Annotated in this window: 18 protein-coding genes; 9 read left to right on the top strand and 9 right to left on the bottom strand. The window is 71.2% G+C overall.

The window, feature by feature from the left end; all coding sequences use genetic code 11:
• Positions 1-109: 109 nt before the first annotated feature.
• Entirely contained in the window at positions 110-607 is a 498-nt protein-coding gene (locus tag MWN33_RS04240; RefSeq protein ID WP_247199052.1) for a TIGR00645 family protein, read from the top strand.
• A gap of 104 nt (positions 608-711) precedes the next feature.
• Positions 712-2,211 (top strand): siroheme synthase CysG, encoded by a 1,500-nt coding sequence (cysG, locus tag MWN33_RS04235; RefSeq protein WP_247199050.1) that lies wholly within the window; start codon positions 712-714, stop codon positions 2,209-2,211.
• A gap of 163 nt (positions 2,212-2,374) precedes the next feature.
• Here cysG and hisG read toward each other — a convergent pair whose 3' ends face one another.
• The 6 genes from hisG to MWN33_RS04205 form a co-directional block, all read right to left on the bottom strand.
• Positions 2,375-3,361, bottom strand: a complete 987-nt coding sequence (gene hisG / locus MWN33_RS04230) for an ATP phosphoribosyltransferase (protein ID WP_247199048.1) — start codon at positions 3,359-3,361, stop codon at positions 2,375-2,377.
• Positions 3,358-4,476 (bottom strand): ATP phosphoribosyltransferase regulatory subunit, encoded by a 1,119-nt coding sequence (locus MWN33_RS04225; protein WP_247199046.1) that lies wholly within the window; start codon positions 4,474-4,476, stop codon positions 3,358-3,360. The genes hisG and MWN33_RS04225 overlap by 4 nt, the downstream gene beginning before the upstream one ends.
• Positions 4,477-5,292: 816 nt before the next feature.
• Positions 5,293-5,517, bottom strand: coding sequence for a hypothetical protein (locus tag MWN33_RS04220; protein WP_247199044.1), 225 nt, complete (start codon positions 5,515-5,517; stop codon positions 5,293-5,295).
• 9 nt (positions 5,518-5,526) lie between these two features.
• Positions 5,527-7,155: a histidine--tRNA ligase gene (gene hisS, locus MWN33_RS04215; RefSeq protein WP_247199042.1), complete on the bottom strand. Its 1,629-nt coding sequence runs from the start codon at positions 7,153-7,155 to the stop codon at positions 5,527-5,529.
• 220 nt (positions 7,156-7,375) lie between these two features.
• Positions 7,376-8,491: a TIGR03364 family FAD-dependent oxidoreductase gene (locus tag MWN33_RS04210; protein WP_247199040.1), complete on the bottom strand. Its 1,116-nt coding sequence runs from the start codon at positions 8,489-8,491 to the stop codon at positions 7,376-7,378.
• Positions 8,492-8,590: 99 nt separating this feature from the next.
• Complete coding sequence (locus MWN33_RS04205; RefSeq protein ID WP_247199038.1) at positions 8,591-10,528, bottom strand: tetratricopeptide repeat protein; 1,938 nt, start codon at positions 10,526-10,528, stop codon at positions 8,591-8,593.
• A gap of 266 nt (positions 10,529-10,794) precedes the next feature.
• Here MWN33_RS04205 and aptA point away from each other — a divergent pair, with 266 nt between their 5' ends.
• The 3 genes from aptA (at position 10,795) to MWN33_RS04190 (ending at position 15,307) form a co-directional block, all read left to right on the top strand.
• Complete coding sequence (gene aptA, locus MWN33_RS04200) at positions 10,795-12,129, top strand: omega-aminotransferase AptA (protein ID WP_247199036.1); 1,335 nt, start codon at positions 10,795-10,797, stop codon at positions 12,127-12,129.
• 283 nt (positions 12,130-12,412) lie between these two features.
• On the top strand, positions 12,413-14,887 hold the full coding sequence (hrpB, locus tag MWN33_RS04195; protein ID WP_247199034.1) for an ATP-dependent helicase HrpB: 2,475 nt from the start codon (positions 12,413-12,415) through the stop codon (positions 14,885-14,887).
• 201 nt (positions 14,888-15,088) lie between these two features.
• Positions 15,089-15,307 carry a hypothetical protein gene (locus tag MWN33_RS04190; protein ID WP_247199032.1) on the top strand — a complete coding sequence of 73 codons (219 nt, stop codon included), beginning with the start codon at positions 15,089-15,091 and terminating at the stop codon, positions 15,305-15,307.
• Positions 15,308-15,322: 15 nt separating this feature from the next.
• Here MWN33_RS04190 and MWN33_RS04185 read toward each other — a convergent pair whose 3' ends face one another.
• Positions 15,323-16,642 (bottom strand): hemolysin family protein, encoded by a 1,320-nt coding sequence (locus MWN33_RS04185; RefSeq protein ID WP_247199031.1) that lies wholly within the window; start codon positions 16,640-16,642, stop codon positions 15,323-15,325.
• Positions 16,643-16,799: 157 nt separating this feature from the next.
• Between MWN33_RS04185 and aroC the strand changes: the two genes are divergently transcribed.
• The 3 genes from aroC (at position 16,800) to MWN33_RS04170 (ending at position 20,268) form a co-directional block, all read left to right on the top strand.
• Entirely contained in the window at positions 16,800-17,912 is a 1,113-nt protein-coding gene (gene aroC / locus MWN33_RS04180; RefSeq protein ID WP_247199028.1) for a chorismate synthase, read from the top strand.
• Positions 17,913-17,996: 84 nt separating this feature from the next.
• Positions 17,997-19,298 carry a 3,4-dihydroxy-2-butanone-4-phosphate synthase gene (gene ribB, locus MWN33_RS04175; RefSeq protein ID WP_247199026.1) on the top strand — a complete coding sequence of 434 codons (1,302 nt, stop codon included), beginning with the start codon at positions 17,997-17,999 and terminating at the stop codon, positions 19,296-19,298.
• Between the two features lie 148 nt (positions 19,299-19,446).
• Complete coding sequence (locus tag MWN33_RS04170; protein WP_247199024.1) at positions 19,447-20,268, top strand: DUF1194 domain-containing protein; 822 nt, start codon at positions 19,447-19,449, stop codon at positions 20,266-20,268.
• An 18-nt stretch (positions 20,269-20,286) separates the two neighbouring features.
• On the opposite strand, the gene MWN33_RS04165 is transcribed toward MWN33_RS04170, so the two are convergent.
• Positions 20,287-21,537 (bottom strand): class I SAM-dependent RNA methyltransferase, encoded by a 1,251-nt coding sequence (locus MWN33_RS04165; RefSeq protein WP_425531968.1) that lies wholly within the window; start codon positions 21,535-21,537, stop codon positions 20,287-20,289.
• Positions 21,538-21,751: 214 nt separating this feature from the next.
• Here MWN33_RS04165 and MWN33_RS04160 point away from each other — a divergent pair, with 214 nt between their 5' ends.
• The gene (locus tag MWN33_RS04160; RefSeq protein WP_247199020.1) at positions 21,752-22,288 is read left to right on the top strand and encodes a DUF1097 domain-containing protein; all 537 of its coding nucleotides are present in this window, start codon (positions 21,752-21,754) and stop codon (positions 22,286-22,288) included.
• Between the two features lie 38 nt (positions 22,289-22,326).
• Here MWN33_RS04160 and MWN33_RS04155 read toward each other — a convergent pair whose 3' ends face one another.
• Complete coding sequence (locus MWN33_RS04155) at positions 22,327-23,079, bottom strand: TlyA family RNA methyltransferase (protein WP_343312398.1); 753 nt, start codon at positions 23,077-23,079, stop codon at positions 22,327-22,329.
• Positions 23,080-23,089: the final 10 nt, after the last annotated feature.

The following is a 23,089-nucleotide window of genomic DNA, read 5'->3' as shown; positions in this document are numbered from 1 at the left end:
CTGCCCGCGCCCTGCCGCCGGCGCCGCGCGGCGCCCCCCTTGCCGTCCTCGTGCCGGCGTGCCACCCATCTCGCAGCCGCGAGATGCGGCGGACCGGGACGGGGGCGGCATGGAAAAGCTCATCGAACGCTTCATCTTCATCAGCCGCTGGATCATGGCGCCGTTCTACATCGGGCTGGTGATCGCGCTGCTGGTGCTGCTGTTCAAATTCGCCAACGAACTCTTCCACTTCGTCACCCACGCGACGCAGTTCGACGAGAGCGACACCATCCTCGGCATCCTCGCGCTGATCGACCTCACCTTTACCGGCAGCCTGGTCATCATCGTCATCTTCTCGGGCTACGAGAACTTCGTCTCCAAGATCGACGCGTCGGGCCATTCGGACTGGCCGGAATGGATGACCAAGGTCGATTTCTCCGGCCTCAAGCAGAAGCTGCTCGCCTCGATCGTCGCCATCTCCGCCATCGCGCTGCTGAAGGCCTTCATGAATCTCGACCGCGGCGTGGACGAGAAGCAGCTCATGTGGCTGGTCATCATCCACGTCGTCTTCGTGCTCTCCGGCGTGGTGCTGGCCTGGACCGACCGGCTGTCGGAAAAGACCCACTGAACGGGCGCCGACCCATTTTCCGCACGATCTCCGTTTATTGACTTCATTAGACGTTTAAATCATGTGATAAGGACAAGATCGTCCGCCTCACCCCCCTGCTCGCGATGACCCAAGACGCTTCCTTCCCCTCCGCCGACCGCCGCGCCGCCGATGCCGCCGCGCGCATGGCGCCGCTCGCCCGGCTGCCGGTGTTCTTCGCGCTCAGCGGCCGCCGTGTCGTGCTGGCCGGCGGCTCGGAGGCGGCGGCGTGGAAGGCGGAGCTGCTCTGCGCCGCCGGGGCGCGGGTGGAGGTGTTCGCCCCCGCCTTCTGCGAGGACCTCGCCGCACTCGCCGCCGCCCCGCCCGACGGCACGCTCACGCTCATTGCCCGCGACTGGACCCCGGCCGATCTCGCCGGCGCGGCACTGGCCATCGGCGCCGTCGAGGAGGACGAGGAAGGCGCGCGCTTCGCCGCCGCCGCGCGTGCTGCCGGCGTGCCGGTCAACGTGGTCGACAAGCCCGCCTTCTGCGACTTCGCCTTCGGCGCCATCGTCAACCGCTCGCCGCTGGTGGTCGGCATCTCCACCGACGGCGCCGCCCCGGTCTTCGGGCAGGCGGTGCGCGCCAAGATCGAGGCGGTGATCCCGCAGGGCTTCAAGCGCTGGGCCGAGGCCGCGCGCGGCTGGCGCCCCTCCGTCGCCGCCCTCGCCCTCTCCTATCAGGGCCGCCGCCGCTTCTGGGAGCGCTTCACCCAGGCCGCGCTGGAGACGCCGGAGGCCGCGCCGTCCGACGCGCTTCGCGAAACCCTTCTCGCCCGCGCCGAGGCCGAGCGCACCGATGCGCCGCGCGGCTCGGTGGCGCTGGTGGGCGCCGGGCCGGGCGACCCGGAACTGCTGACGCTGAAGGCCGTGCGCGTGCTGCAATCGGCCGACGTCGTGCTCTATGACGACCTTGTCGCCCCCGCCGTGCTGGATGTCGCCCGCCGCGAGGCGCGCAGGATGCTGGTCGGCAAGACCGGCTACCGCCCCTCCTGCAAGCAGGACGACATCAACGCGCTGATGGTCTCGCTGGCGAAGCAGGGCAAGCGCGTGGTCCGCCTCAAGGGCGGCGACCCGATGGTGTTCGGCCGCGCCGGCGAGGAGATCGCCGCCGCCCGTGCCGCCGGCCTGCCGGTGGAGGTGGTGCCCGGCATCTCGGCGGCGCAGGGCGCGTCGAGCCGGCTCGGCGTCTCGCTCACCCATCGCGACCATGCCCGCCGGCTGCAATTCATCACCGCCCACGCCCGCGATGGCAAGCTGCCGCGCGACCTCGATTGGCAGGCGCTGGCCGACCGGGCAGCGACGACGGTGGTCTACATGCCCCAGCGCACCTGGGGCGAGCTTGCCGGCAAGGCGATGGCGGCCGGGCTCGATCCGGCGACGCCGGCCATCGCCGTCTTTTCCGCCACACGGCCGGAGGAGCGGCAGGTCCCCGCCACCGTCGGCACGCTGGCAGGGGCGCTGGAGCGCGCGGTGGCGGAAGGAGCCTCCGGCCCCTGCCTCATCCTGTTCGGCCATGCGATGGGCGAGGCGGCGGCGTTCGCCCTGCCCGCCGAGGACGACGACCCGCAGGCCGCGCGGGGGTGAAACCCGTTTCCCGGACAAGCCGTGCCTCGCGCGGCGCCGATCCGGGACCCAGGAAAGATTCCGCGCAGCGACTGAACCTTCCGGAGAGAACGGCAAAAGGGTTTCACGCTGGGCCCCGGCGCGGCGCTTCGCCTTCGGCTCCGCTGGGCCGGGACAGCGAGGCCTACCCGATCCGCGCCGCCAGCTTCTCGTAGAGCGGGTTCTCGGCGGCGAACACATAGTCGAGCGGGCCGACCGAGACCGTCGCCGCGCCCTGCTCGCGCAGGAACACGGCGAGCCCGTGCAGCGTGTCCGGCGGGCAGTGCAGCGTCACCATGCCGGACGAGGTCGGCGCGCCGAAGGGCGCCACGGCGCGGAAGCGGGCGACCGCCTCGTCGACCACGCGCACGTCGCAGGCGGCAAAGCGCGTCTTCACCTCGCGCATGGTCGCCGCGCGCTTGGCCGCCGTCACCCGGTCGAGCAGCGCCCGCGCACTCGCCCGCGCGCCCTCGTTCCAGTCCGCATTGAGCGAGGCAACGAGATTGGCCTCCGAGCGCAGCATCACGCCGTCGTCGATCACCTTCAGCGCGTTGGCCGCCAGCGTCGAGCCGGTCGTGGTGATGTCGACGATCAGCTCCGCCGTGCCGGCCGCCGGGGTGCCCTCGGTGGCCCCGAGGCTCTCGACGATACGGTAGTCGACGATGCCGTGGCGGGCAAAGAAGGCCCGCGTGAGGTTCAGGTACTTGGTCGCCACCCGCACGCGCCGGCCGCGCGTGGCGTGGAAATGCGTCGCCACGTCGTCGAGGTCGCGCATGGTGCGCACGTCGATCCAGGCCTGCGGCACCGCCACCACCACATTGGCGTGGCCGAAGCCCAGCCCCTCGACCAGCAGCACCTTGGAATCGGCGTCCGGTATGCTCTCGCGCACCAGATCCTCGCCGGTGACGCCCAGATGCACCGCGCCCTGTGCAAGCTGGCTGGCGATCTCGGAAGCCGAGAGATAGGCGACCTCCACCCCCTCGACGCCCGACAGCGTGCCGCGATAGTCGCGCGCCCCGCGCGACTGGTTCAGCGACATGCCGGCGCGGCCGAAGAAGGCGGTGGCGTTCTCCTGCAGCCGGCCCTTGGAGGGCACGGCGACGATGAGCGGGGAAGCGGAAGGGAAACTCATAGCCGTGCCTCCACCGCGTCGAGCCGGTCGAGCCAGACCGCGAAGCCGACCGCGGGGATCGGCTCGGCCGCGCCCAGCCGCGCCAGCAGCCCGTCATAGCGCCCGCCGGCGACCAGCGGGGCACCGGCCCCGTTCTCGTGCAGCTCGAACACCATGCCCGAGTAATAGTCGAGCGGGCGGCCGAAGGCGGCGGCGAAGGAGAGCCGCTCCGGCTCGATGCCCTGCGCGGCGATGAAATTGGTGCGGCTCTCGAAGGAATCGAGCGCGGCGGCAAGGTCCAGCCCCGCCTCGTCGGCCAGCCTCCGCAGCGCGCTCGCGGCAACGTCGGGGTTGCCCTGAATGGCGAGGTAGCGCTCCAGCACCGCGACCTTGGAAGGCGCCAGCCCCTCGGCGTCGCCGGGCGCCGCCTGCTCGAGGAAGCGCTCGGCGATCTCGGAGACCGAGCGCCCGCCCACCGTCGAGATGCCGGCGATGGAGAGCAGGTCGGTCACCAGCGCGCGCGCCGCCGCCGGGTCGGAGCCGGCCAGCGCCGAGAGCACACCGGCATGGGCGGTGACGCCGCCGGCCTCCGGGGCGCGCTTGAGCATGGCGAGGTCGGCGCCGAGGTCGCCGGAACGGGCGAAATCCTTGATCAGCCGCCGCCGCCAGCCGGGCGGCAGGTCGAGCGCGTCGAGCAGCGCGGCGAACAGCCCGGCGTCGCCGAGCCGGATCGTCGGGTCGATCGCGCCCCACAGCGCCGCCGTCTCCAGCCCCAGCGCCAGCAGCTCGGCGTCCGCCGCCTCGCGGTCGGGACGGCCGAAGGATTCGACGCCCGCCTGCAAGAGCTCGCCCTGCGCCACGTCGGAGCGGAACACCGGGCCGAGATAGGCGAAGTCGCGCGGCTGCGCGGCGCCGTCGGCGATGTAGAGGCGGCACACCGGCAGCGTCAGGTCCGGCCGCAGGCACAGCTCGCGCCCGTCCGGGTCCGTGGTGATGAACATGGTGCGCCGCATCTCCTCGCCCGACAGGTCGAGAAAGGCGTCGGCCGGCTGGAGCACGGGCGGCTCCACGCGCGCGAAGCCGGCGCGCGCATAGAGCGCGAGCAGTTCCTCGGCGTGGCTGTTGGCGGCGGGCATGCGGGTGCGTCCGGTCTGCGGGGCGGCGGGTTTCGCGCTTCTAGCAAAGGGGGGCGGCGTGGTCCATGCACGGGGCATGACATGGTTGCCGGCATGGTTGCCGGCATGGTGCCGGAGAGTCCCCGGCGGGCGCGCGGCGCTTTCCCGGAAAAAGTTTATCCGCACCCCCGGCCGGCGGGGCGACAATGGGCGCACCTTTTCCCGATGAGGGGGCGCAACCGGAGCGGCCGGCTCGCGCGGGAGAAGGGGCGGTGGCCGTGGACGGGGGATAACGCACCCGCGCCCGCGGCGGCCCAAGCCGTGCGTTCCCGGGCCGCTCACCGCGGTTCACTGGGAGAGGGGTGCCGGTCCGCCGGTGCCCGCTCCCGCAGCGGAGGATAGAAACGGTAAGTCCTCCGGGGGGCGTGCGGAGCAAGCCTCAAACACCGCGTGCGGGGCGCCGGAGGCGGCGCGTCGGACGGTTGACTGAATGCTTGCACCACCTTTTCCCACACGGTGCAGGCGACCGCCGGAGCTTTCCGCCCCGGCGCCCCGCGCGCCCTTCACCGGGCGAGGCAAACGGCGCATGCCCCCGGCCGGCAACGGCGCGGGGCCTTTCGCGCTGGGGCGCGCTTCCCCGTGTCCCGGCTCAGCGACGCCGGAGGCGGAGCGCCGCGCCGGGACCCAGCGAAAACCCTTCCGCCGAAGGCGCCGGCACCTTCGATGAAATCGCGCGCGAGGCGCTACGGTCGGCATGCGATCCCGCATCGGCCTTGCCGGCCGTCCGGGATGACGCCCTGTCCGGTAGGGAGGACGATCCCGCGCCCGCCCGGCCGGTCAGCGATGCCGATCTTCCGCGTCCAGCCGGTCCAGCAGGGCGCGCAGCAGCCAGATGAAGAAGAAGGAGGCGAGGAACATGATCAGCGCGTAGAGCACCGCGCTGTCGCGCACATCGGCATAGGCGCCCTTCAGCGCATTCGCCGTGAGCAGGCCGGCGACGGCGCCGGCACCGCCGGCGATCGCCCCGCGCGTCCGGCGGCTGAGGGGAAATCGGCCGGCCATCGCCCTGTCTCAGGCCAGCTTGGCGCCGTGCGGGACGCCGTGATGGTCGAGCAGCTCGCGCACCTTTTCCACCAGTTCGCCCTCGGTGCAGGCGAACTGCGCCGGGCGGCTTTCGCGCCACTCGGCATTGTCGGTGATGGCGGCGGCGGCCCTGGCGCCCTCGATCAGGTCCTTGATCTGCACCTGACCGGCGGCGCGCTCGTCCGAACCCTGGATGACGACGCAAGGCGAGTTGCGGCGGTCGGCGTATTTGAACTGGTTGCCGAGATTCTTCGGGTTGCCGAGATACATCTCGGCGCGGATGCCCGCCTGACGGAGCTTCGCCACGAGGCCCATGTAATGGGCGGTCTGGTCGCGGTCCATGACGACGACGACGACCGGGCCGAACTCCGGCGTTGCCTCGGTCTGGAGACGGGAAAGCGCCGAGGCGAGGCGCGAGACGCCGATGGAGAAACCCGTCGCCGGCACGGCTTCCCCCCGGAAGCGCCCGACGAGCCCGTCATAACGCCCGCCGCCGCCCACCGAGCCGAAGCGCATGGGACGGCCCTTCTCGTCGGGAATCTCAAAGGTCAGCTCGGCCTCGAAGACTGGCCCGGTGTAATATTCGAGGCCACGGACGACGGAGGGGTCAATGCGGATGCGGTCACGGTCATAGCCCGCCGACTCGGTAAGTCGAGCGATCTCCGCCAACTCTTCGATACCTTCGCGAGAGGTGAGGTTGTCGCCGAAGTGCCCCATCAAGCCATCGAGCACGCCCCTGCTGGTCTCGATAAAGTACGACTCTCTTCCGGCGTCAGAGCGAAACGTCAGAACTTCGCCCTCAACAGCGAGTCCAGCCTGAACACTCGACGTCACGTTCTGGAGTTCTACCGATCCGGCTTGAAGAGAAACGAAGGCAAGAACCTTAAGACTCTGATTTTCATCCAGCCCCGCGCCCTTGGTGAAGTCGCCGCTCTTGGCCTCGGGGTTCTCCCAGCGGCCTTCACCCAGCAGGTCGCGCACGCCGGCAATGCCAACCTTGTCGAACTTGTCGATGGCGCGCAGCACGGTGAGCCGGCGCCCGGCATTCTCGTCGCCGCCGAGCCCGATGGCCTCCAGCACGCCGTCGAGCACCTTGCGGTTGTTGACCTTGATCACGTAGTCGCCGCGCGCGATGCCCAGCGCCTCCAGCGTGTCGGCCATCATCATGCAGATCTCGGCATCGGCCGCCACGGTCGGGGCGCCCACCGTGTCGGCGTCGAACTGCATGAACTGGCGGAAGCGGCCGGGGCCGGGCTTCTCGTTGCGAAACACCCAGCCGGCGCGGTAGCTGCGGAAAGGCTTGGGCAGCCGGTCGAAATTCTCCGCGACATGGCGGGCGAGCGGGGCGGTCAGGTCGTAGCGCAGCGACAACCACTGCTCGTCATCGTCCTGGAAGGAGAACACGCCCTCGTTCGGCCGGTCCTGATCCGGCAGGAACTTGCCGAGCGCATCGGTATATTCGATGAACGGGGTCTCCAGCGCCTCGAAGCCGTAAAGCTCATAGACCTTGCGGATGGTCTCCAGCATCGCCCGCGTCGGGGCAAGCTCTGCCGGGCCGCGGTCGGCGAAGCCGCGCGGCATGCGGGCGCGGAGCTTGGTGGGCTTGTCCTTGGCCATGTGGCGCCGTCCTTCACGAATGTCGGCGCGGGTTTAGAGGATGGGGCGCGGCGCGGCAATGGCCGCGCGGGGGAACCGGCACGGCGGAAGAGTCTTCGCTGGGTCCCGGAGCGGCGCTCCGCCTGCGGCGTCACTGGTCCGGGGCACGGGTTTCCCGGACAAGCTGCATGAAATGCAGCGCCGATCCGGGACCCGGGAGAAACCCTTCGGCAAAAGCGCCTCAGTCGAACAGTTCGGCCACCGCTTCTTCCGCCAGCGCGAAGCCGGTGGAGGCGCCGGTGCCGCTCGTCACCACCACGAGGCGGATATGCGGGTGCGGCCGGTCGATGAAGGCGAGACGGTCGGGTGCCGAGGCATAGGTGCCGGTCCAGCGTTCCACCACCGCAGGGCGGCGGCCGAACAGCGCGGCATATTCGTCGAGGATCAGCGCGTCGACGAATTCCGGCGCGAAGGGGTCGGGCGTCGCGCCGTAATGATGGCTGTCGCCGACCACCAGCGAGCCGTCGGCCGACTGCACCACGATGAGGTGGACGCCATGGGCGAGGTGCTCGGCCTGCTCGGCGGCCAGAAGGCGCTTGAGCGGCTCGGCCTCGGGGAGTTCCGCATAGCCGAGATAGCGCCCCAGCGAGAGGTCGGTCATCACGGCGCCGGGAAGCCGGCCGAGCGCGGGGTCGGCGACGCGCATCATGTGCAGCTTGCAGCGGGTGAGGCCGTAGGGTGCGAAGCGCTCGCCCAGCAGCGTGTGGAAATCGTCGCCCGGCGCCACCACGATGCGGGCGGCGTCGATGCTGCCGGACGAGGTGTGTACGCACCCCGGTTCGACGCCCGTCACCGCCGTCTCGCGGCGGAAGGCGACGCCCTGCGCGGCGAGCCAGGCGGCGAGCTTGGGGATCGCCTCGCGGGATTCGACGCGCAGGTCGTGCGGGCTCCACAGCGCACCCCGAACGTCGCCGGTCAGCCCCGGCAGGCGTTCGCGCGCCTCGGCGGGGGAGAGCAGCGTGCAGTCCTCCCCCATCTCGGTGGCGAGGAAGGCGTCGAGCACCGCCACCGCCTCCGGCCGGCGGGCGGCGACGAGAAGCCCCTGATGAACCACCCCGATGCCGGCGGCGGGCGCCACCTCGGCCCAGATGTCGCGCGAACGCCGGGCGCGCCGCCAGCACTCGCCCCGCTGCTGGCCGGTGACGGTGACGAAGCCGAAATTGCGCACCGAGGCGCCGTTGGCCTGCGCGTCGCGGTCGATCACCACGGTGCGCAGGCCGCGCCGGCGCGCCGCGATGGCGTGGCCGAGGCCGACGACGCCCGCACCGATGATGGCGAGATCGAAGCTGTCCGACATGGAAAGGTCCCGAGTAGCGAATGTCAGGCGGGGAAAGGCGCAGACAGCTATAACCGCTTCGCCGCCGGCCCGCCACGCGGCGTCGGAGCCGGCGCGGCGTCAGTTCGCTGCCGCCGCCGTGCCCGGCAGGGGCAGGCCGATGGCGGCAAGGTCCGCCCGCACCCGCCGGGCGATCGCCGGATCGGGGAAGAAGCGGTGGATCATCGCCTCCGGCTCGTCCTTCCACGCCGGTGCGACGGCGACCAGCTTGCGCAGGTCCGTGCGTGCCGCCTCGTCCTCGCCGGACATATGGCTGGCCAGCGCACGGGCGAGCAGGCCCGGCGCATAGCCCTCGCCCATCAGTTGGTCGGCCGCCGCCGCCGCCGCCGGGGCGTCACCCTTGAGATAGGCGGCGATGACGCGGTGATAGTCCACCCAGGGCGGCATGCCGGGCGCCGCCTGCGTCGCTCCCGCCAGCATCGCCTCGCCGCGCGTGACCTCGCCCAGCGCCACCAGCCGGCCGCCGAAATCGGCCACGATGTCGACGTCGTAGGGGTTCAGCTCCAGCGCCGCCTCGCCGGCCGCGACGGTGGCGCCGCGCTCGCCGCGGAAGAAATGCACGTCCATCAGCACGCGGCGCGCATAGGCGCTGGTCGGCGCCAGCTCGACCGCCTGCTCGGCGGCGGCGAGCGCCCGGTTCAGCGCCGGCGCGTCGGCGCGCGGATTGGCGCCGGCGCGCACCTCGTCGAGATAGAGTTCGGCCAGCAGCGCATAGCCGAGCGCGAAGGTCGCGTCGGCGCGCACCGCCTTCTCCAGACAGTCGCGCGCCTGGTCGTGCTCGCCCGGCGCATAGGAGCGCCAGTAGGAATAGGCCATCAGCACGCAGCCATAGGGCCCGGCGACGGCCGGCCCGCCGGCGGCGGTGACGCGGGCACGGGCGCGGGCCTGGATGATGCCGTAGGGCTCGGCTATGGCGGCCATGATGTCGCGCACCAGCGCCACCTCGGCCGCGCTCGGGTCGCCGCCGCGCCGCAGGCTGTCGAATTCGTGCGACCACACGATGGTGCCGTCGCACAGGTCCGAGAGGCGCAGCAGCAGCGAGAGGCTGCCGTCGTCATGATTCTCCACCAGCCCGCCGAGCGCGAACACCGAATGGGGCGAGGTGCCCTCGGCACTGCAGCGCAGCGAGGGGCGCGCATCCGGGCTCGCCAGCACGTCGAGCAGGTCGAAGCGGGCGAGAGCGTCGCGCACCCGCACCTCGATGGCGCGCGCGGTGAAATCGCCGCTGCTCACCGCGCCGGCGCTGCGGGCGATCTCGCTCGGCGGCAGCGGCGCGCCGCCCGTGGCGTCGAAGGCGCGCACCTCGACCAGCGGGATGCCCAGCCGGTTGGCCCGCTCGATGGGCTGCCAGGCGGCGCTGGTGATCAGCGCGCGCCAGCCCGGCGGGTCGAAGGTCTCCGCCGCCAGCCCGGCGACGAACATCAGCGCCAGCAGCGCGAACAGGCCGAGCGCGGCGGCACGCAGCGGACGCCGGCGGCGCGGCGCGGCGGGCGGCACGGGAGCGGCGGGAGATGGGGCGGACCCGCGCGGCGGCAAGGGCACCGCCTCGGCGGACGGCCCCTCTTCCACGATCGGAAGCTCGGCGACGGGCTCCCCGGCGGCCAGCCCGCGCGGCACGAATTGCGGGACATAGCTGCCGCGCGGCACCACGATCTCGATCTCGTCCGCCGCGCCGGCGCCGGCGTAATAGCGCTCCAGCGCGCGCCGCAGCCGGGTGGCTTCCACCCGCACGATGGGGTCGGCCTGCGGATCGAAGGAGGCGTCGCGGCCCAGCGCCTCGACGGCGATGGTGTAGCCCTTGATGGCCTCGCTGCGCCCCTCAAGCGTCGCCTCGACCACGAAGCGCAATATGTTGGAGAGCTGGGGCGAGGAGCGCAGTTCCTCGGAATCGAGCACATGCGCGAGCGCCCGCCGCACCGTCTCGGGCGGGACGCTGACGGGGACTGCGGCCGTTACCGTGGCGGTGTCGGCGCTGCCGGCGGTCGTGCTCTCGGGCACTGCGCGGTCCTGTGCTGGGTCCGGTCCCGGAACGGGCACCGGCGGCCTTCTCCGCGAGGCGGGGAATCCTGACGCAAGGTGACTTTATCACGGCTTGCGGCGAGTTGATGGCCGTGAAGGGGGTGCGCGGTCAAGGCGCCCTGCGACACGGCAGAAGGGAAAGTGATCACATCATGATTATTTCTCGTGAGCGTCCGATGCTCACGCATTATACATGACTAAAAAAGCGCGGCCCGTCCCACCAGCCGTTTCAGCCGGAGTTCTCCATGTCCGCTTACTCGTCCGCCGCCAGCCCGAACGATCTGGAAGCCTTCTTCATGCCCTTTACGCCCAACCGGGCGTTCAAGGCGCGCCCGCGTCTGCTGTCGCGGTCGAAGGACATGCACTACTACACGCCGGAAGGCCGGGCCGTGCTCGACGCCACCGCGGGCCTGTGGTGCGCGAATGCCGGCCATAACCGCGACCCGATCGTCGCGGCGATCCAGGCGCAGGCAGCCGAGATGGACTTCGCCCCGCCCTTCCAGTACGGCCATCCCAAGGCCTTTGCGGTCTCCGCCCGCATCGCCGCGCTGGCGCCGGGCGATCTCGACCACGTGTTCCTGTGCAATTCGGGCTCGGAAGCCGGCGACACCGCGCTGAAGATCGCCCTCGCCTACCACGCCACCAAGGGCAACGCGACGCGCACCCGCCTCATCGGCCGCGAGCGCGGCTATCACGGCGTCGGCTTCGGCGGCATCTCGGTCGGCGGCATGTCGCCGAACCGCAAGCTGTTCGGCTCGCTGCTTCCCGGCATCGACCACCTGCCGCACACCTATAACCGCGAGAAGCAGGCCTTCTCGAAGGGCGAGCCGGAGTGGGGCGCCGAGCGCGCCGATGCGCTGGAGAACCTCGTCGCCCTGCACGACGCCTCGACCATCGCCGCCGTCATCGTCGAGCCGATGGCCGGCTCCACCGGCGCCATCCCCGCCCCGGTCGGCTATCTCAAGCGCCTGCGCGAGATCTGCGACAAGTACGGCATCCTGCTGATCTTCGACGAGGTCATCACCGGCTTCGGCCGCCTCGGCTATGCCTTCGCCGCCGAGCGCTACGGCGTGGTGCCCGACATGATCACCTTCGCCAAGGGCGTCACCTCGGGCGCGGTGCCGATGGGCGGCGTGCTGGTGCGCAAGCACATCTACGACACCTTCGTGAAGAGCGACGATCCGGTCATCGACCTGTTCCACGGCTACACCTATTCGGCGCATCCGCTGGCCTGCGCCGCCTCGCTCGCCACGCTCGACCTCTACCGCGAGGAAGGCCTGTTCGAGCGCGCCCGCCAGATGGAGCCGATCTGGGCGGACGCCTTCCACACGCTGCGCTCCAAGCCCGGCGTGCTCGACATCCGCACCGTCGGCCTCGTCGGCGCGGTGGATTTCGAGTCGCGCGCGGACGGCGTCGGCCGGCGCGCCTATGAAGGCATGGAGCGCCTGTTCCACGAGGAAGGCATGATGGTGCGCACCGCCGGCGACACCTTCGCCGTCAGCCCCCCGCTCATCGTCAGCGAGAGCCAGATGGGCGAGATCGTCGAGAAGATGGGCCGGGTGCTCGACAAGATCTTCTGAGCGGACCGGCTAAACGCCGCCCGGCGGAGCTTCTCCGGCGGCACGCCGTCATGGCCGGGCTTGGCCCGGCCGTCCACAGCTTGACCGAAACTCATGGATCCCCGGGTCAAGCCCGGGGATGACGTCTTAGAAAGCTCAGATCGTCATCCCGGAATTGCCGCAGGCAATGTCCGGGATCGCGCGCCGAATTCGCGGAAGATCCCGATACGGCCGAGGCCGTTCCGGGATGACGTTCCCGCCCGACAGTTCCGCAATCGGCCAGCCGGCTGTATAGCCCTGCGCCATGCCCGCGCCACTCGCCCCCCTCCCCATCGACGACGCCCTGCCGGAACTGACTGCCGCCCTGCGTGCGGGCAATGCCGCCGTGCTGGTCGCCCCGCCAGGCGCGGGCAAGACGACGCGCGTGCCGCTCGCCCTCCTCGGCGAGCCATGGGTGGCGGGACGCAAGATCCTCGTGCTGGAACCGCGCCGCCTCGCCGCCCGCGCGGCGGCCGAGCGCATGGCGGCAACGCTGGGTGAGGCCGCCGGCCAGAGCGTCGGCTACCGCGCCCGCTTCGGCTCGAAGGTCGGGCGGAACACTCGCATCGAGCTGATCACCGAGGGCATCTTCACCCGCATGATGCTGGACGACCCGGAGCTTTCCGGCGTCGCCGCCGTGCTGTTCGACGAGTTCCACGAGCGCAGCCTCGACGCCGATCTCGGCCTCGCTTTGGCCCTTGATGCGCAGGGCGCGCTGCGCGAGGACCTGCGCCTTCTCGTCATGTCCGCCACGCTCGACGGCGCCCGCGTCGCCGCCCTGCTCGCGGGCGCGCCGGTGATCGAGAGTCTGGGCCGGGCCTATCCGGTCGAGACGCGCTATCTCGGCCGCGACCCGCGCGCGCCGGTCGAGCGGCAGATCGTCGAGGCGGTGCTGCGGGCGCTGCGAAGCGAGAGCGGCTCCGTCCTCGCCTTCCTGCCCGGTGCCGGCGAGATTCGCCGTGCCGAGCGGCTGCTGCGCGAGGCCGTCGCGGACCCCGCCGTCGACATCGCCCCGCTCTACGGCGCGCTTCCCCCCGTCGAGCAGGACCGTGCCATCGCTCCGGCGCCCGCCGGACGGCGCAAGGTGGTCCTCGCCACCTCCATCGCCGAGACCAGCCTGACCATCGAGGGCGTGCGCCTCGTCGTCGACAGCGGGTTCGCACGCGTACCGCGCTTCGAGCCGGGCGTCGGGCTGACCCGGCTGGAGACCGTACGGGTGTCCCGCGCCGCCGCCGACCAGCGGCGCGGCCGCGCCGGCCGCACCGAGCCCGGCGTGTGCCTGCGCCTGTGGAGCGAACCGGAGACGGCGAGCCTGCCGGCTTTCGCCACGCCCGAGATCCTCGCTGCCGACCTCTCCCGCCTCGTGCTCGACCTCGCGGTCTGGGGCGCGCGCGATCCCGCGACGCTCGCCTTCCTCGATCCCCCGCCCGACGCGGCGGTGAAGGAGGCCCGCGCGCTCCTCGTCGCGCTTGGCGCGCTGGAGCCGGACGGACAGGTGAGCGCGGACGGGCGCGCCATGGCCCGCCTGCCGCTGGAGCCGCGCCTCGCCCGCATGGTGATCGAGGGTGCCCGGCGCGGTGCCGGCGAGGAGGCGGCCCGGATCGCCGCCCTCGTCTCCGAGCGCGGACTCGGCGGCGACGCGCCCGACCTCGCCCACCGGCTCGACGATTTCGCCCGCGACCGCTCGCGCCGCGCCGAGGAGGCCCGCCGGCTGGCGGAACGCTGGGCAGCCGAAGCGGAGCGGCTGACCGCCGGCCGCGCGGGAGGCCCACGCCCCTCGCCGGCCGTTTTGCTGGCGCTGGCCTTCCCCGACCGCATCGCGCGGGGGCGCGGCGACGGGCGGCGTTTCGTGCTGGCCAACGGGCGCGGCGCGGCGCTCGACCCCGCCTCGCCGCTCGCCCGCGCACGCACTCTCGCCGTCGCCGAACTCACCGGAACGGCGGATGAGGCGCGCATCCTGCTCGCCGCGGAACTCGCGGAGGCCGAGCTGGAGACGGAATTCGGCGGCGCCATCGCCGAGGGCGTCGAGACCGGCTTCGATGCCGCCTCCGGCGCCCTGCGCGCGCGCCATGTGCGCCGGCTGGGCTCGCTGGTGCTCGCCGAGCGCACCGCCGCGCTGAAGCCCGGTCCCGAAACCTCGCGCGCCCTCGCGCGCGCCGCGGCCGCGCGAGGGCTGGAACGGCTGGACTGGTCGGATCACCAGCGCCAGTGGCTCGACCGCGCCCGTTTTCTCCATGCGAGCACGCCCGATCTCTGGCCGGACCTCTCCTGGCCCGCCCTCGCCGCGCAGGTGGAAGGCTGGCTGGCGCCGCAGCTCGACGGGCTCACCGCGCTTGGCCAGATCGACGCCGAGGTACTGGGCCGCGCGCTGTCCGGGCTGGTGCCGTGGGAACTGGCGCGGCGCATGGCGGAGGAGGCGCCGAGCCATTTCGAGGTGCCGACCGGCTCGCGCCTGCCCATCGACTACGCCGCCGAGGGCGGGCCCAGCCTGAGCGTGCGCGTTCAGGAACTGTTCGGCCTCAAGACGCACCCAGCCATCGCGGGCGGACGCGTGCCTCTCACTCTCGCCTTGCTCTCTCCCGCGCACCGGCCAATCCAGCTCACCCGCGATCTGCCGGCCTTCTGGTCCGGCTCGTGGCGCGACGTGCGCGCCGACATGCGCGGGCGCTATCCCCGCCATCCCTGGCCGGAAAACCCGGCCGAGGCCGAACCGACCCGTCGCGCCAAGCCGCGCGGCTGACGCGCCTCAGGCGCTGGCGCCGCCGCGAAGCATTAACCATTCCGGCGCGGCAAACATTAACCACAGGCCGAAGCACAGGACGCCGCGCCCCGTCGGGAGCGCGGGTTTTAACGCGTGGGCAAGGTCTGCGGCGCACGGTGGCCGCACAAGAAAATCTGTTCAGACAGATGCCCTGCGGATGAGTTCAGGCAGAGACAGACCATGAGAGAAATGGTGGAACGGGATCTGGCGGGACGGGGGCTGGCGTCGCGGCGCCGCGCCGCCGTCGCCCGCCGCTCGCACGGCACCGGGCTCGAATACGGGCTCATCGCCGCCGCCCTCGCGGTCGCCATCGTCACCGTTGTGGTCGGGGTCGGCACGCGCTATGGCGGCGTGCCGGCTCCCGCCCCGATCGTCACCGGCGAGGCGACGCTGCGCTGAGAGGCACCGCGCCGGTCAGCCCATCAGCGGCGCGTGACGCCGCGGCGTCACGGCGCGGCTTACCAGCAGCTTGTCGACGCGGCGGCCGTCCATGTCGACGACCTCGAAACGCCAGCCCATCGTCTCGAAGACGGTGCCTTCCTGCGGCAGCGCCTTGAGCTCGTGCAGCACGAAGCCCGCCGCCGTGTGGAAATCGGCGTCGGCGGGGATGCGGATGCCGAGCAGGTCGCCCATCTCGTCGATCGGCGTCGAGCCGGCGATGAGATAGGAACCGTCCGCGCGCTCCAGCATGTCGGGCTTGGCCTGCCCGGCCTCGTCGAGCACCACCGAGCCGGCGATGGCGTCGAGCAGGTCCGCCGGGGTGAGGATGCCGACCATCGAGCCATATTCGTCGACCACCAGCGCCAGCGGCGATTCCGCGTGGCGCAGCAGCTTCATGGCGTCGAGCGCGCCGGCCGTCTCCACCAGCACGGCGGCGGGCTTCACGAAGCGGCGGGGGTCCGGCATCTCGCCGTCGAGATAGGCTTCCAGCAGGTCGCGTATGTCGATGACGCCGACGCTCTCCTCCGGCGTGCCCTCGCAGGCGGGCATGCGGGTGTGGCGCGTCTCGCGGATGGTCTTGCGCACCGCATCGGGATCGTCGGTGAGGTCGATCCAGTCGACGTCGGTGCGCGGTGTCATGACCGCGCGCACCGGCCGGTCGGCGAGGCGCATGACGCCGGCGATCATCCGCCGCTCGTCCGGGTCGATCACCCCGGCGGTCTCCGCCTCGGCGACGATGGCGCGGATCTCCTCGTCGGTGACGTTGTTCTCGCCGGCGCGGCCATGCTCGCCGAGAAGGCGCAGCACGAGGCGGGAGGAGATGTCGAGCAGCCACACCGCCGGTGCGGCGACCCGCGAGAGCAGCATCATCAACGGGGCGATGAGGCTCGCCAGCTTCTCCGGGTTCTGCAGCGCCAGACGCTTGGGGATGAGTTCGCCGATGATCAGCGAGATATAGGTGATCGCCGCGACGACGATGGCGTAGCCCAGTCCATCGGAGAGGCCGTGCGAAACGCCCTGGGTTTCGAGCCAGCGGCCCAGCATCTCGCCGAGCGTGGCGCCCGAGAAGGCGCCGGCGAGAATGCCGATCAGCGTGATGCCGATCTGGACCGTGGAAAGGAAGCGCCCCGGATCGGCGGCAAGCTGCAGCGCGAGACGCGCGCCGCGCGTGCCGTTGTCGGCCATGGCGCGCAGGCGCGCCGGACGGGCGGAGACGACGGAGAGCTCGGCCATGGCGAGGACGCCGTTGATGAGCACGAGCAGGATTACGACAGCGATTTCAAATAATGGCATGGGTGATGGGATAAGCCTCTTGGCTGGTGCTATGTAGCACGAATGCCGCCATTCTCCACGGCCTGTGGCAAGATTGGCCGGGCGGACGGCGTTTGACGCCCGCCGCGCGGGCGCCTAGAAGCCGCGCGGGCCCTTTATTTCCGGCAGCGGAACCGCAATGTCCTTCAACACTTTCGGCCAGCTCTTCCGCGTCACCACCTTCGGCGAGAGCCACGGCCCGGCCATTGGCGGCGTCATCGACGGCTGCCCCCCCGGCATCCGCTTCCGGCTGGAGGAAGTGCAGGGCGCGCTCGACCGCCGCCGCCCCGGCCAGTCGCGCTTCACCACCCAGCGCCGCGAGCCGGACGAGGTAAAGATCCTCTCCGGCACGCTCGCGGAAGAGGACGGCACGCTGGTTTCGACGGGAACGCCGATCGGCTTCCTGATCGAGAATGTCGACCAGCGCTCCAAGGATTATTCGGCGATTTCGGAGAGCTACCGCCCCGGCCATGCCGACTACGCCTATGACGTGAAATACGGCCTGCGCGACCATCGCGGCGGCGGTCGCTCCTCGGCGCGCGAGACGGCGGTGCGCGTTGCCGCCGGCGCCATCGCGGCGAAGGTGCTGCCCGGCGTCACCGTCACCGGCGCGCTGGTGCAGATGGGCGAGATCAGCATCGACCGGGCCAACTGGGACGACGCCGAAATCGGCCGCAACCCGTTCTTCTGCCCCGACGCGCAGGCCGCCGCGCGCATGGCGGACTATCTCGACGGCATCCGCAAGGCGGGCTCCTCGGTCGGTGCGGTGATCGAGGTGGTGGCCGAGGGCGTGCCGCCGGGCCTCGGCGCGCCGATCTGCGGCAAGCTCGACGCTGACCTTGCAGGCGCGCTGATGAGCATCAACGCGGTGAAGGGCGTGGAGATCGGCGAGGGCTTCGCCAGCGCCGCGCTCACCGGCGAGAGCAATGCCGACGAGATGCGCATGGGCAATGACGGCCGCCCGGTCTTCCTCGCCAATCATGCCGGCGGCATACTCGGCGGCATCTCCACCGGCCAGCCGGTAGTGGCGCGCTTCGCGGTGAAGCCGACCTCCTCCATCCTCACCCCGCGCCACACGGTGACGCGCCATGGCGAGGACGCCGACGTGGTGACGAAGGGCCGGCACGACCCGTGCGTGGGCATTCGCGCCGTGCCGGTGGGCGAGGCCATGGTGGCCTGCGTGCTGGCGGACCATTTCCTGCGCCATCGCGGACAGGTCGGCACGCCGCCGATGTGGCCGTTCGCGCGCTGAGCGCATCGCCACAACTTTCAGTATTACTGAAATATCGTCGCGATTTTCATTGCCACCGAAGGCGGGCGGTTTTATCGTTCCGTCATGAAACTCGCCGACTGGCTCACCATGACCGGCACGACCCGCAGCGCCTTCGCGCGCGCCGTCGGCCTGTCGCCTGCCAGCATCACCGCATTGTGCAAGGACGAGCAAGCCTGGATCTCCCGGGAAGCCGGCGCGCGCATCGCCTCCGCCACCGGCGGGGCGGTCACGCCCAATGACTTCCTGGGCCTGGAAAGCGCCGAGGTGGCATTCATGACCGACAATCTGCAGGGCCGCGTCGAAGCGGCGATCGAAGCCTTCGCCCGCGGCGACATGCTGGTCGTCACCGACGATGACGACCGCGAGAACGAGGGCGACCTCATCGTCGCCGCCCAGTTCGCCACGCCCGAGAAGCTGGCCTTCATCGTGCGCCACACCTCCGGCATCGTCTGCACGCCGCTGACCGCCGAACACGCCAAGCGCCTGCGGCTCAACCCGATGGTGACGGACAACGACGCCCCGCACGCCACCGCCTTCACCATCTCGGTGGACTACCGGCACGGCACCACCACCGGCATCTCGGCCGAGGACCGCACCGCCACGGTGCGCGGGCTCGCCAACCCCAATGCCGGGGCGGTCGACTTCGTGCGTCCCGGCCACATCTTCCCACTCATCGCCCGCGAGGGCGGCGTGCTCATGCGCTCGGGCCATACGGAAGCGGCGGTCGACCTGTGCCGGCTCGCCAATCTGGAGCCGGTCGGCGTCATTTGCGAGCTGGTCAATGACGACGGCACGGTGATGCGCGGCCCGAAGGTCGCCGACTTCGCCGCCACCCACAAGCTGACGCGCATTTCGGTCGCCGACCTCATCGCCTACCGCCAGCTCCGCGAGAAGCTGGTGACGCGCGCCGCCGAATTCGCCGCCCCGACCGTGGTCGGCGAGATGCACGGCATCTCCTATGTCACGCCCTTCGAGCCGGTGAACCATATCGCGCTCGTCCACGGCAAGATCGGCGACGGGCGCGATGTACTGGTGCGCCTGCACCGGGCCGATCCGATCGGCGATGTCTTTACCGGCGGCAAGGCGATCCGCGCCTCGCTGGAGCGCATCAAGGCGGAAGGGCGCGGCGTGCTGGTCTATCTGCGCGACGGCACCACCGGCGTACCGGTCTCCGCCGTCGGCGAAGAGAAGATCGAGACCGCAAAGCTGCGCGACGAGAACTGGCGCGAGGTCGGCCTCGGCGCGCAGATATTGCGCGATCTCGGCATTTCCTCGATTCGCCTGCTCGCCTCGCGGGCACGCACCTATGTCGGCGTCGCCGGCTTCGGCATCGAGATAACCGGCACAGAGACGCTGGACGGCTGATCTCTACCCCGGTAGCGGCCGCTCACGCGAACGGCATTGCGTGGGCGGGCCTGCCTGCAATTTCGACTTCTGACCCCCCGCCGGGCGTGTCACGATGATTGTGACGCGTCTCTGACACGTCGAGGTCCCGTCACCGACGGAGGTCGCGATGTCGTGCGTGCGTGCGTGGCTGGCCCTTGCGGCCCTCTGCCTCGGGCTTCTTCCCGGCGCCCTCTCCGCTGCGAGTGCCTCGAAGGCGGGCGAACAGGTCGACGTCGAGCTGGTGCTGGCGGTCGACGTCTCCTACTCCATGGACCTCGACGAGCTCGCGCTGCAGCGCGAGGGCTACATGAAGGCCGTGACGTCGCCCGAGTTCCTCAACGCCCTCAAGCTCGGCCCCAATGGCCGGGTCGCCATCGCCTATGTCGAATGGGCGGGCATCGACGAGCAGAAGCTGGTGGTGGACTGGACCTTCATCAGCGGCCCGCGCGATGCCGAGCGCTTCGCGCAGGCGATCGGCAGCGCGCCGCTGCGCCGCGTCTACCGCACCTCGATCTCGGGCGCGATGGAATTCAGCGCCGGCCTCATCGAGCAGAACGCCATACGGGGCCTGCGCCGCGTCATCGACATTTCCGGCGACGGCACCAACAATCAGGGCCCGCTGGTGGACGCGACGCGCGACGCCGTGGTGGCGCGCGGCATCACCATCAACGGCCTGCCGCTGATGCTCAAGGAGACGGCCGGCTCGATGCTCGATATCGGCCAGCTCGACATCTATTACGAGGACTGCGTGATCGGCGGACCCGGCGCCTTTGTCATCCCGGTGCGCGGCACCCATGAATTCGCCGACGCCATCAAGACCAAGCTGGTGCTGGAGATCGCCGGCGTGGTGCCGCCGAAACCCGCGCTGGTGCGCCCCGCCAATGCCGAGGCGCCGCGCATGTCGTGCGCCATCGGCGAGCGCATGTGGACGGAGCGCTGGGGCAACTAGCCTCGCCCCAGCCGCTCGCTAGCGCCGGAACACGCCCACCAGTTCGACATGGGCGGAATAGAGGAACTGGTCGACCGGCGTCACCTTTTCGAGGCGGTAGCCGCCCGTGAGGAGGATGGCCGCGTCGCGCGCGAAAGTGACGGGATCGCACGACACGCCGACTACCAGCGGCACCTTGCTGGCGGCGAGCTGTTCGGCCTGCGCCTGCGCGCCCTGCCGGGGCGGATCGAACACCACCGCGTCGAACGCCTTCAGCTCCAGCGGCAGCAGCGGGCGGCGGAACAGGTCGCGCGCCTCGCCCGTCACCGGCTTCAGGCCGGCCACGCCCCGCGTCGCCTTCACCAGCGCCTCGATCGCCGGCGCGGAACTCTCATAAGCCGCGACCCGCGCCCGCTCGGCGAGCCGCAGCGCGAAGGTGCCGACGCCGGAGAACAGGTCGGCGACGCGCCCGGCCTTCCCCACGGCCTCGCCCACCAAAGCCGCCAGCCGCGCCTCGCCCTCGGCGGTCGCCTGCAGGAAGGAGCCGGGCGGCAGCGTGACACGGGCGCGGCCCATGGTGACGAGCGGCGGCTCGCGCTGGAGCACCAGCTCGCCATGGCGGGTAAGCCGGGCGAGACGATGCGCGCCGGCAATCTCGGCCAGCGCGGCGACGCGGTCCGGCTTCAAGGGTCCGCTGCCGCGCACATCCATGTCGAGCCCGGTCTCGGTGGCGGTCACCTGAATATCGAGCGGCTTGGCGAGCGGGGCGAGCATCTGCGCCACCTCCCACGCCGCCTTCAGCGCGCCGTCGAGGCCGGGAGCGAGGATCGGGCAGCTGTCGATGGCGACAATGGCATGGCTGCGCCGGCCGGCGAAGCCGACGCTCAGCAGGTCGCGGCCTTTCGGCGCGCCGCCGCCGGTGCCGCGCGCGTGGAACACGGCGCGCCGGCGGCCTTCGCCATGGGCGGGCAACAGCGGCGCGACCGGCGCCTCCACCCCGGCGCGGGCCAGCGCGTCGACCACCAGCTCGCGCTTCCACGCCTCATAGGGCGCGCTCGCCCAATGCTGCAACGCGCAACCGCCGCAGACGCCGAAATACCGGCACACCGGTTCGATGCGCTCGGCGCTCGGCTCCAGCACGGCGACGAGGCGCGCGCGATCGTGCTCGCGCTCGGCCTCGACCGCCTCGCCGGGCAGGGTCAGCGGCACGAAGACGGGACCTTGCGGCGTGTCGGCCACGCCGTCGCCCCGGTGGCCAATATGCCCGATGTCCAGCCGCGAGACGCTCATCGCCGGCACGCGATCGTCATACGCCATGCAATATTATGTATTGATGAAGCAATACTCTGCGTCAATTTATCACCTAACCTTCACACTCACGCCGAACCACGGGACTTGTTATAGTGACGGCGAAGCTGATTCCTCTTTTTTCAAAGGGTCAGCTTCGTTTACTTAGCAAGCGCACATAATAATAAGTCTTGAAGCGCACGCAATGGGGGAAAGAATGTCACTTGTTTCGGCTCTTGCCATAAGTGTCGGTGTACTGGGGGGCGTCGCCACCTGGCTCTTCCTCGGACCTCTCGCCGGCGGCCTGCAGATCTGGGCCGCCTTCATCGCCTGGGCCTGCTTCTTCCACTGCGGTGGCAAGGAGGCCGGCCTCAAGGCCACCATGCTCGCCAACATCGCCGGCGCCGTCATGGCGGCACTCACGCTGCTCGCGGTCAGCCGCGGCGGCCTCGGTGAGGCGCTCGGCCTGCCCCTGTGGGCCGGCATCTGCGTCGGCGTCGGCGTGCTGGTAATGATCCTGCTCGGCCACCTGCCGGCCTTCGCCGCCATTCCGGCGATGGTCTATGGCTACGCGGCCACCGCCGGCTACGCGCTGCTGGCCACGGACGGGCTCGCGCTGCTAACCGCGCCGAGCCTCGCCAACCCGCTGGTGACCATCGTGCTGTCGATGATCGTCGGCGCCGCCTTCGGCTACATCTCCGAAAAGGTCGCCGGGGCGCTCGTCGCCAGCGACGGCGCGGCCCGCCGCGCCTGACGCCGCCTTATCGGAGAGGACGACCGGCGCGGACGGAGCTATTCCGCCCGCGCCGCCACGAGCAGGAACTCCTCATTGCCGTCGCCGCCGAGGATCGGCGAGGCGAGCCGGTGCGACACAGGCCAGCCGTTCCCCGCCAGCCAGCTCGCGATGCGGTCGGCGGCCGCTTCCCGCGCGGCGGCATCCTTCACGATGCCACCCTTGGAAAGCTTGTCGCGGCCCACCTCGAATTGCGGCTTCACCAGCGCCACCAGATGCGCGCCCGGTGCGGCGTGGGCGAGCGCCGCCGGCAGCACCTGCTCCAGCGCGATGAAGGAGACGTCGATGGTGACGATGCCGGCCGCCGGCAGCGCGCCGGGCGCGAGGTCTCGTATGTCCGTCGCCTCCAGCGAGACGACGCGCGGATCGCCGCGCAGCCGCGCGTGAAGCTGGTCGCGCCCGACATCCACCGCATGTACCCGCGCGGCGCCGCGCGCCAGCAGCACCTGCGTGAACCCGCCGGTCGAGGCCCCGACATCGAGCGCCTCCAGCCGCTCGACCGACAGGCCGGCGGCATCGAGCGCCGCCTCCAGCTTGAGCCCGGCGCGGGAAACCCATTCATAGGCCTCGCGCGCCTCGATGGCGGCATCGGCGGCGATCATGTCGGAGGGCTTGGCGACCTTTCGCCCGTCGGCGACGACGAGGCCGGCCGCGATCGCCGCCTGCGCCCGCGCGCGGCTGTCGAACAGCCCGCGCTCCACCAGCACGCGGTCGGCGCGTCCTCGTCCCGTGGAAGGGGAATCCGGCTTCACGGGCGCGCCC

Origin of the sequence: Ancylobacter koreensis (assembly GCF_023016525.1) — a bacterium.
Classification (GTDB): domain Bacteria; phylum Pseudomonadota; class Alphaproteobacteria; order Rhizobiales; family Xanthobacteraceae; genus Ancylobacter; species Ancylobacter koreensis.
The sequence above is the reverse complement of the archived record's forward strand: the minus strand, read 5'-3'. Positions and strand labels throughout refer to the sequence as shown.

Excerpts from the sequence above, each read along its gene's own strand:
- MWN33_RS04240 (WP_247199052.1), top strand. The coding sequence starts at position 110 with ATGGAAAAGCTCATCGAACGCTTCATCTTCATCAGCCGCTGGATCATG.
- cysG (WP_247199050.1), top strand. The coding sequence starts at position 712 with ATGACCCAAGACGCTTCCTTCCCCTCCGCCGACCGCCGCGCCGCCGAT.
- hisG (WP_247199048.1), bottom strand. The coding sequence starts at position 3,361 with ATGAGTTTCCCTTCCGCTTCCCCGCTCATCGTCGCCGTGCCCTCCAAG.
- MWN33_RS04225 (WP_247199046.1), bottom strand. The coding sequence starts at position 4,476 with ATGCCCGCCGCCAACAGCCACGCCGAGGAACTGCTCGCGCTCTATGCG.
- MWN33_RS04220 (WP_247199044.1), bottom strand. The coding sequence starts at position 5,517 with ATGGCCGGCCGATTTCCCCTCAGCCGCCGGACGCGCGGGGCGATCGCC.
- hisS (WP_247199042.1), bottom strand. The coding sequence starts at position 7,155 with ATGGCCAAGGACAAGCCCACCAAGCTCCGCGCCCGCATGCCGCGCGGC.
- MWN33_RS04210 (WP_247199040.1), bottom strand. The coding sequence starts at position 8,491 with ATGTCGGACAGCTTCGATCTCGCCATCATCGGTGCGGGCGTCGTCGGC.
- aptA (WP_247199036.1), top strand. The coding sequence starts at position 10,795 with ATGTCCGCTTACTCGTCCGCCGCCAGCCCGAACGATCTGGAAGCCTTC.
- hrpB (WP_247199034.1), top strand. The coding sequence starts at position 12,413 with ATGCCCGCGCCACTCGCCCCCCTCCCCATCGACGACGCCCTGCCGGAA.
- MWN33_RS04190 (WP_247199032.1), top strand. The coding sequence starts at position 15,089 with ATGAGAGAAATGGTGGAACGGGATCTGGCGGGACGGGGGCTGGCGTCG.
- MWN33_RS04185 (WP_247199031.1), bottom strand. The coding sequence starts at position 16,642 with ATGCCATTATTTGAAATCGCTGTCGTAATCCTGCTCGTGCTCATCAAC.
- aroC (WP_247199028.1), top strand. The coding sequence starts at position 16,800 with ATGTCCTTCAACACTTTCGGCCAGCTCTTCCGCGTCACCACCTTCGGC.
- ribB (WP_247199026.1), top strand. The coding sequence starts at position 17,997 with ATGAAACTCGCCGACTGGCTCACCATGACCGGCACGACCCGCAGCGCC.
- MWN33_RS04170 (WP_247199024.1), top strand. The coding sequence starts at position 19,447 with ATGTCGTGCGTGCGTGCGTGGCTGGCCCTTGCGGCCCTCTGCCTCGGG.
- MWN33_RS04165 (WP_425531968.1), bottom strand. The coding sequence starts at position 21,537 with ATGAGCGTCTCGCGGCTGGACATCGGGCATATTGGCCACCGGGGCGAC.
- MWN33_RS04160 (WP_247199020.1), top strand. The coding sequence starts at position 21,752 with ATGTCACTTGTTTCGGCTCTTGCCATAAGTGTCGGTGTACTGGGGGGC.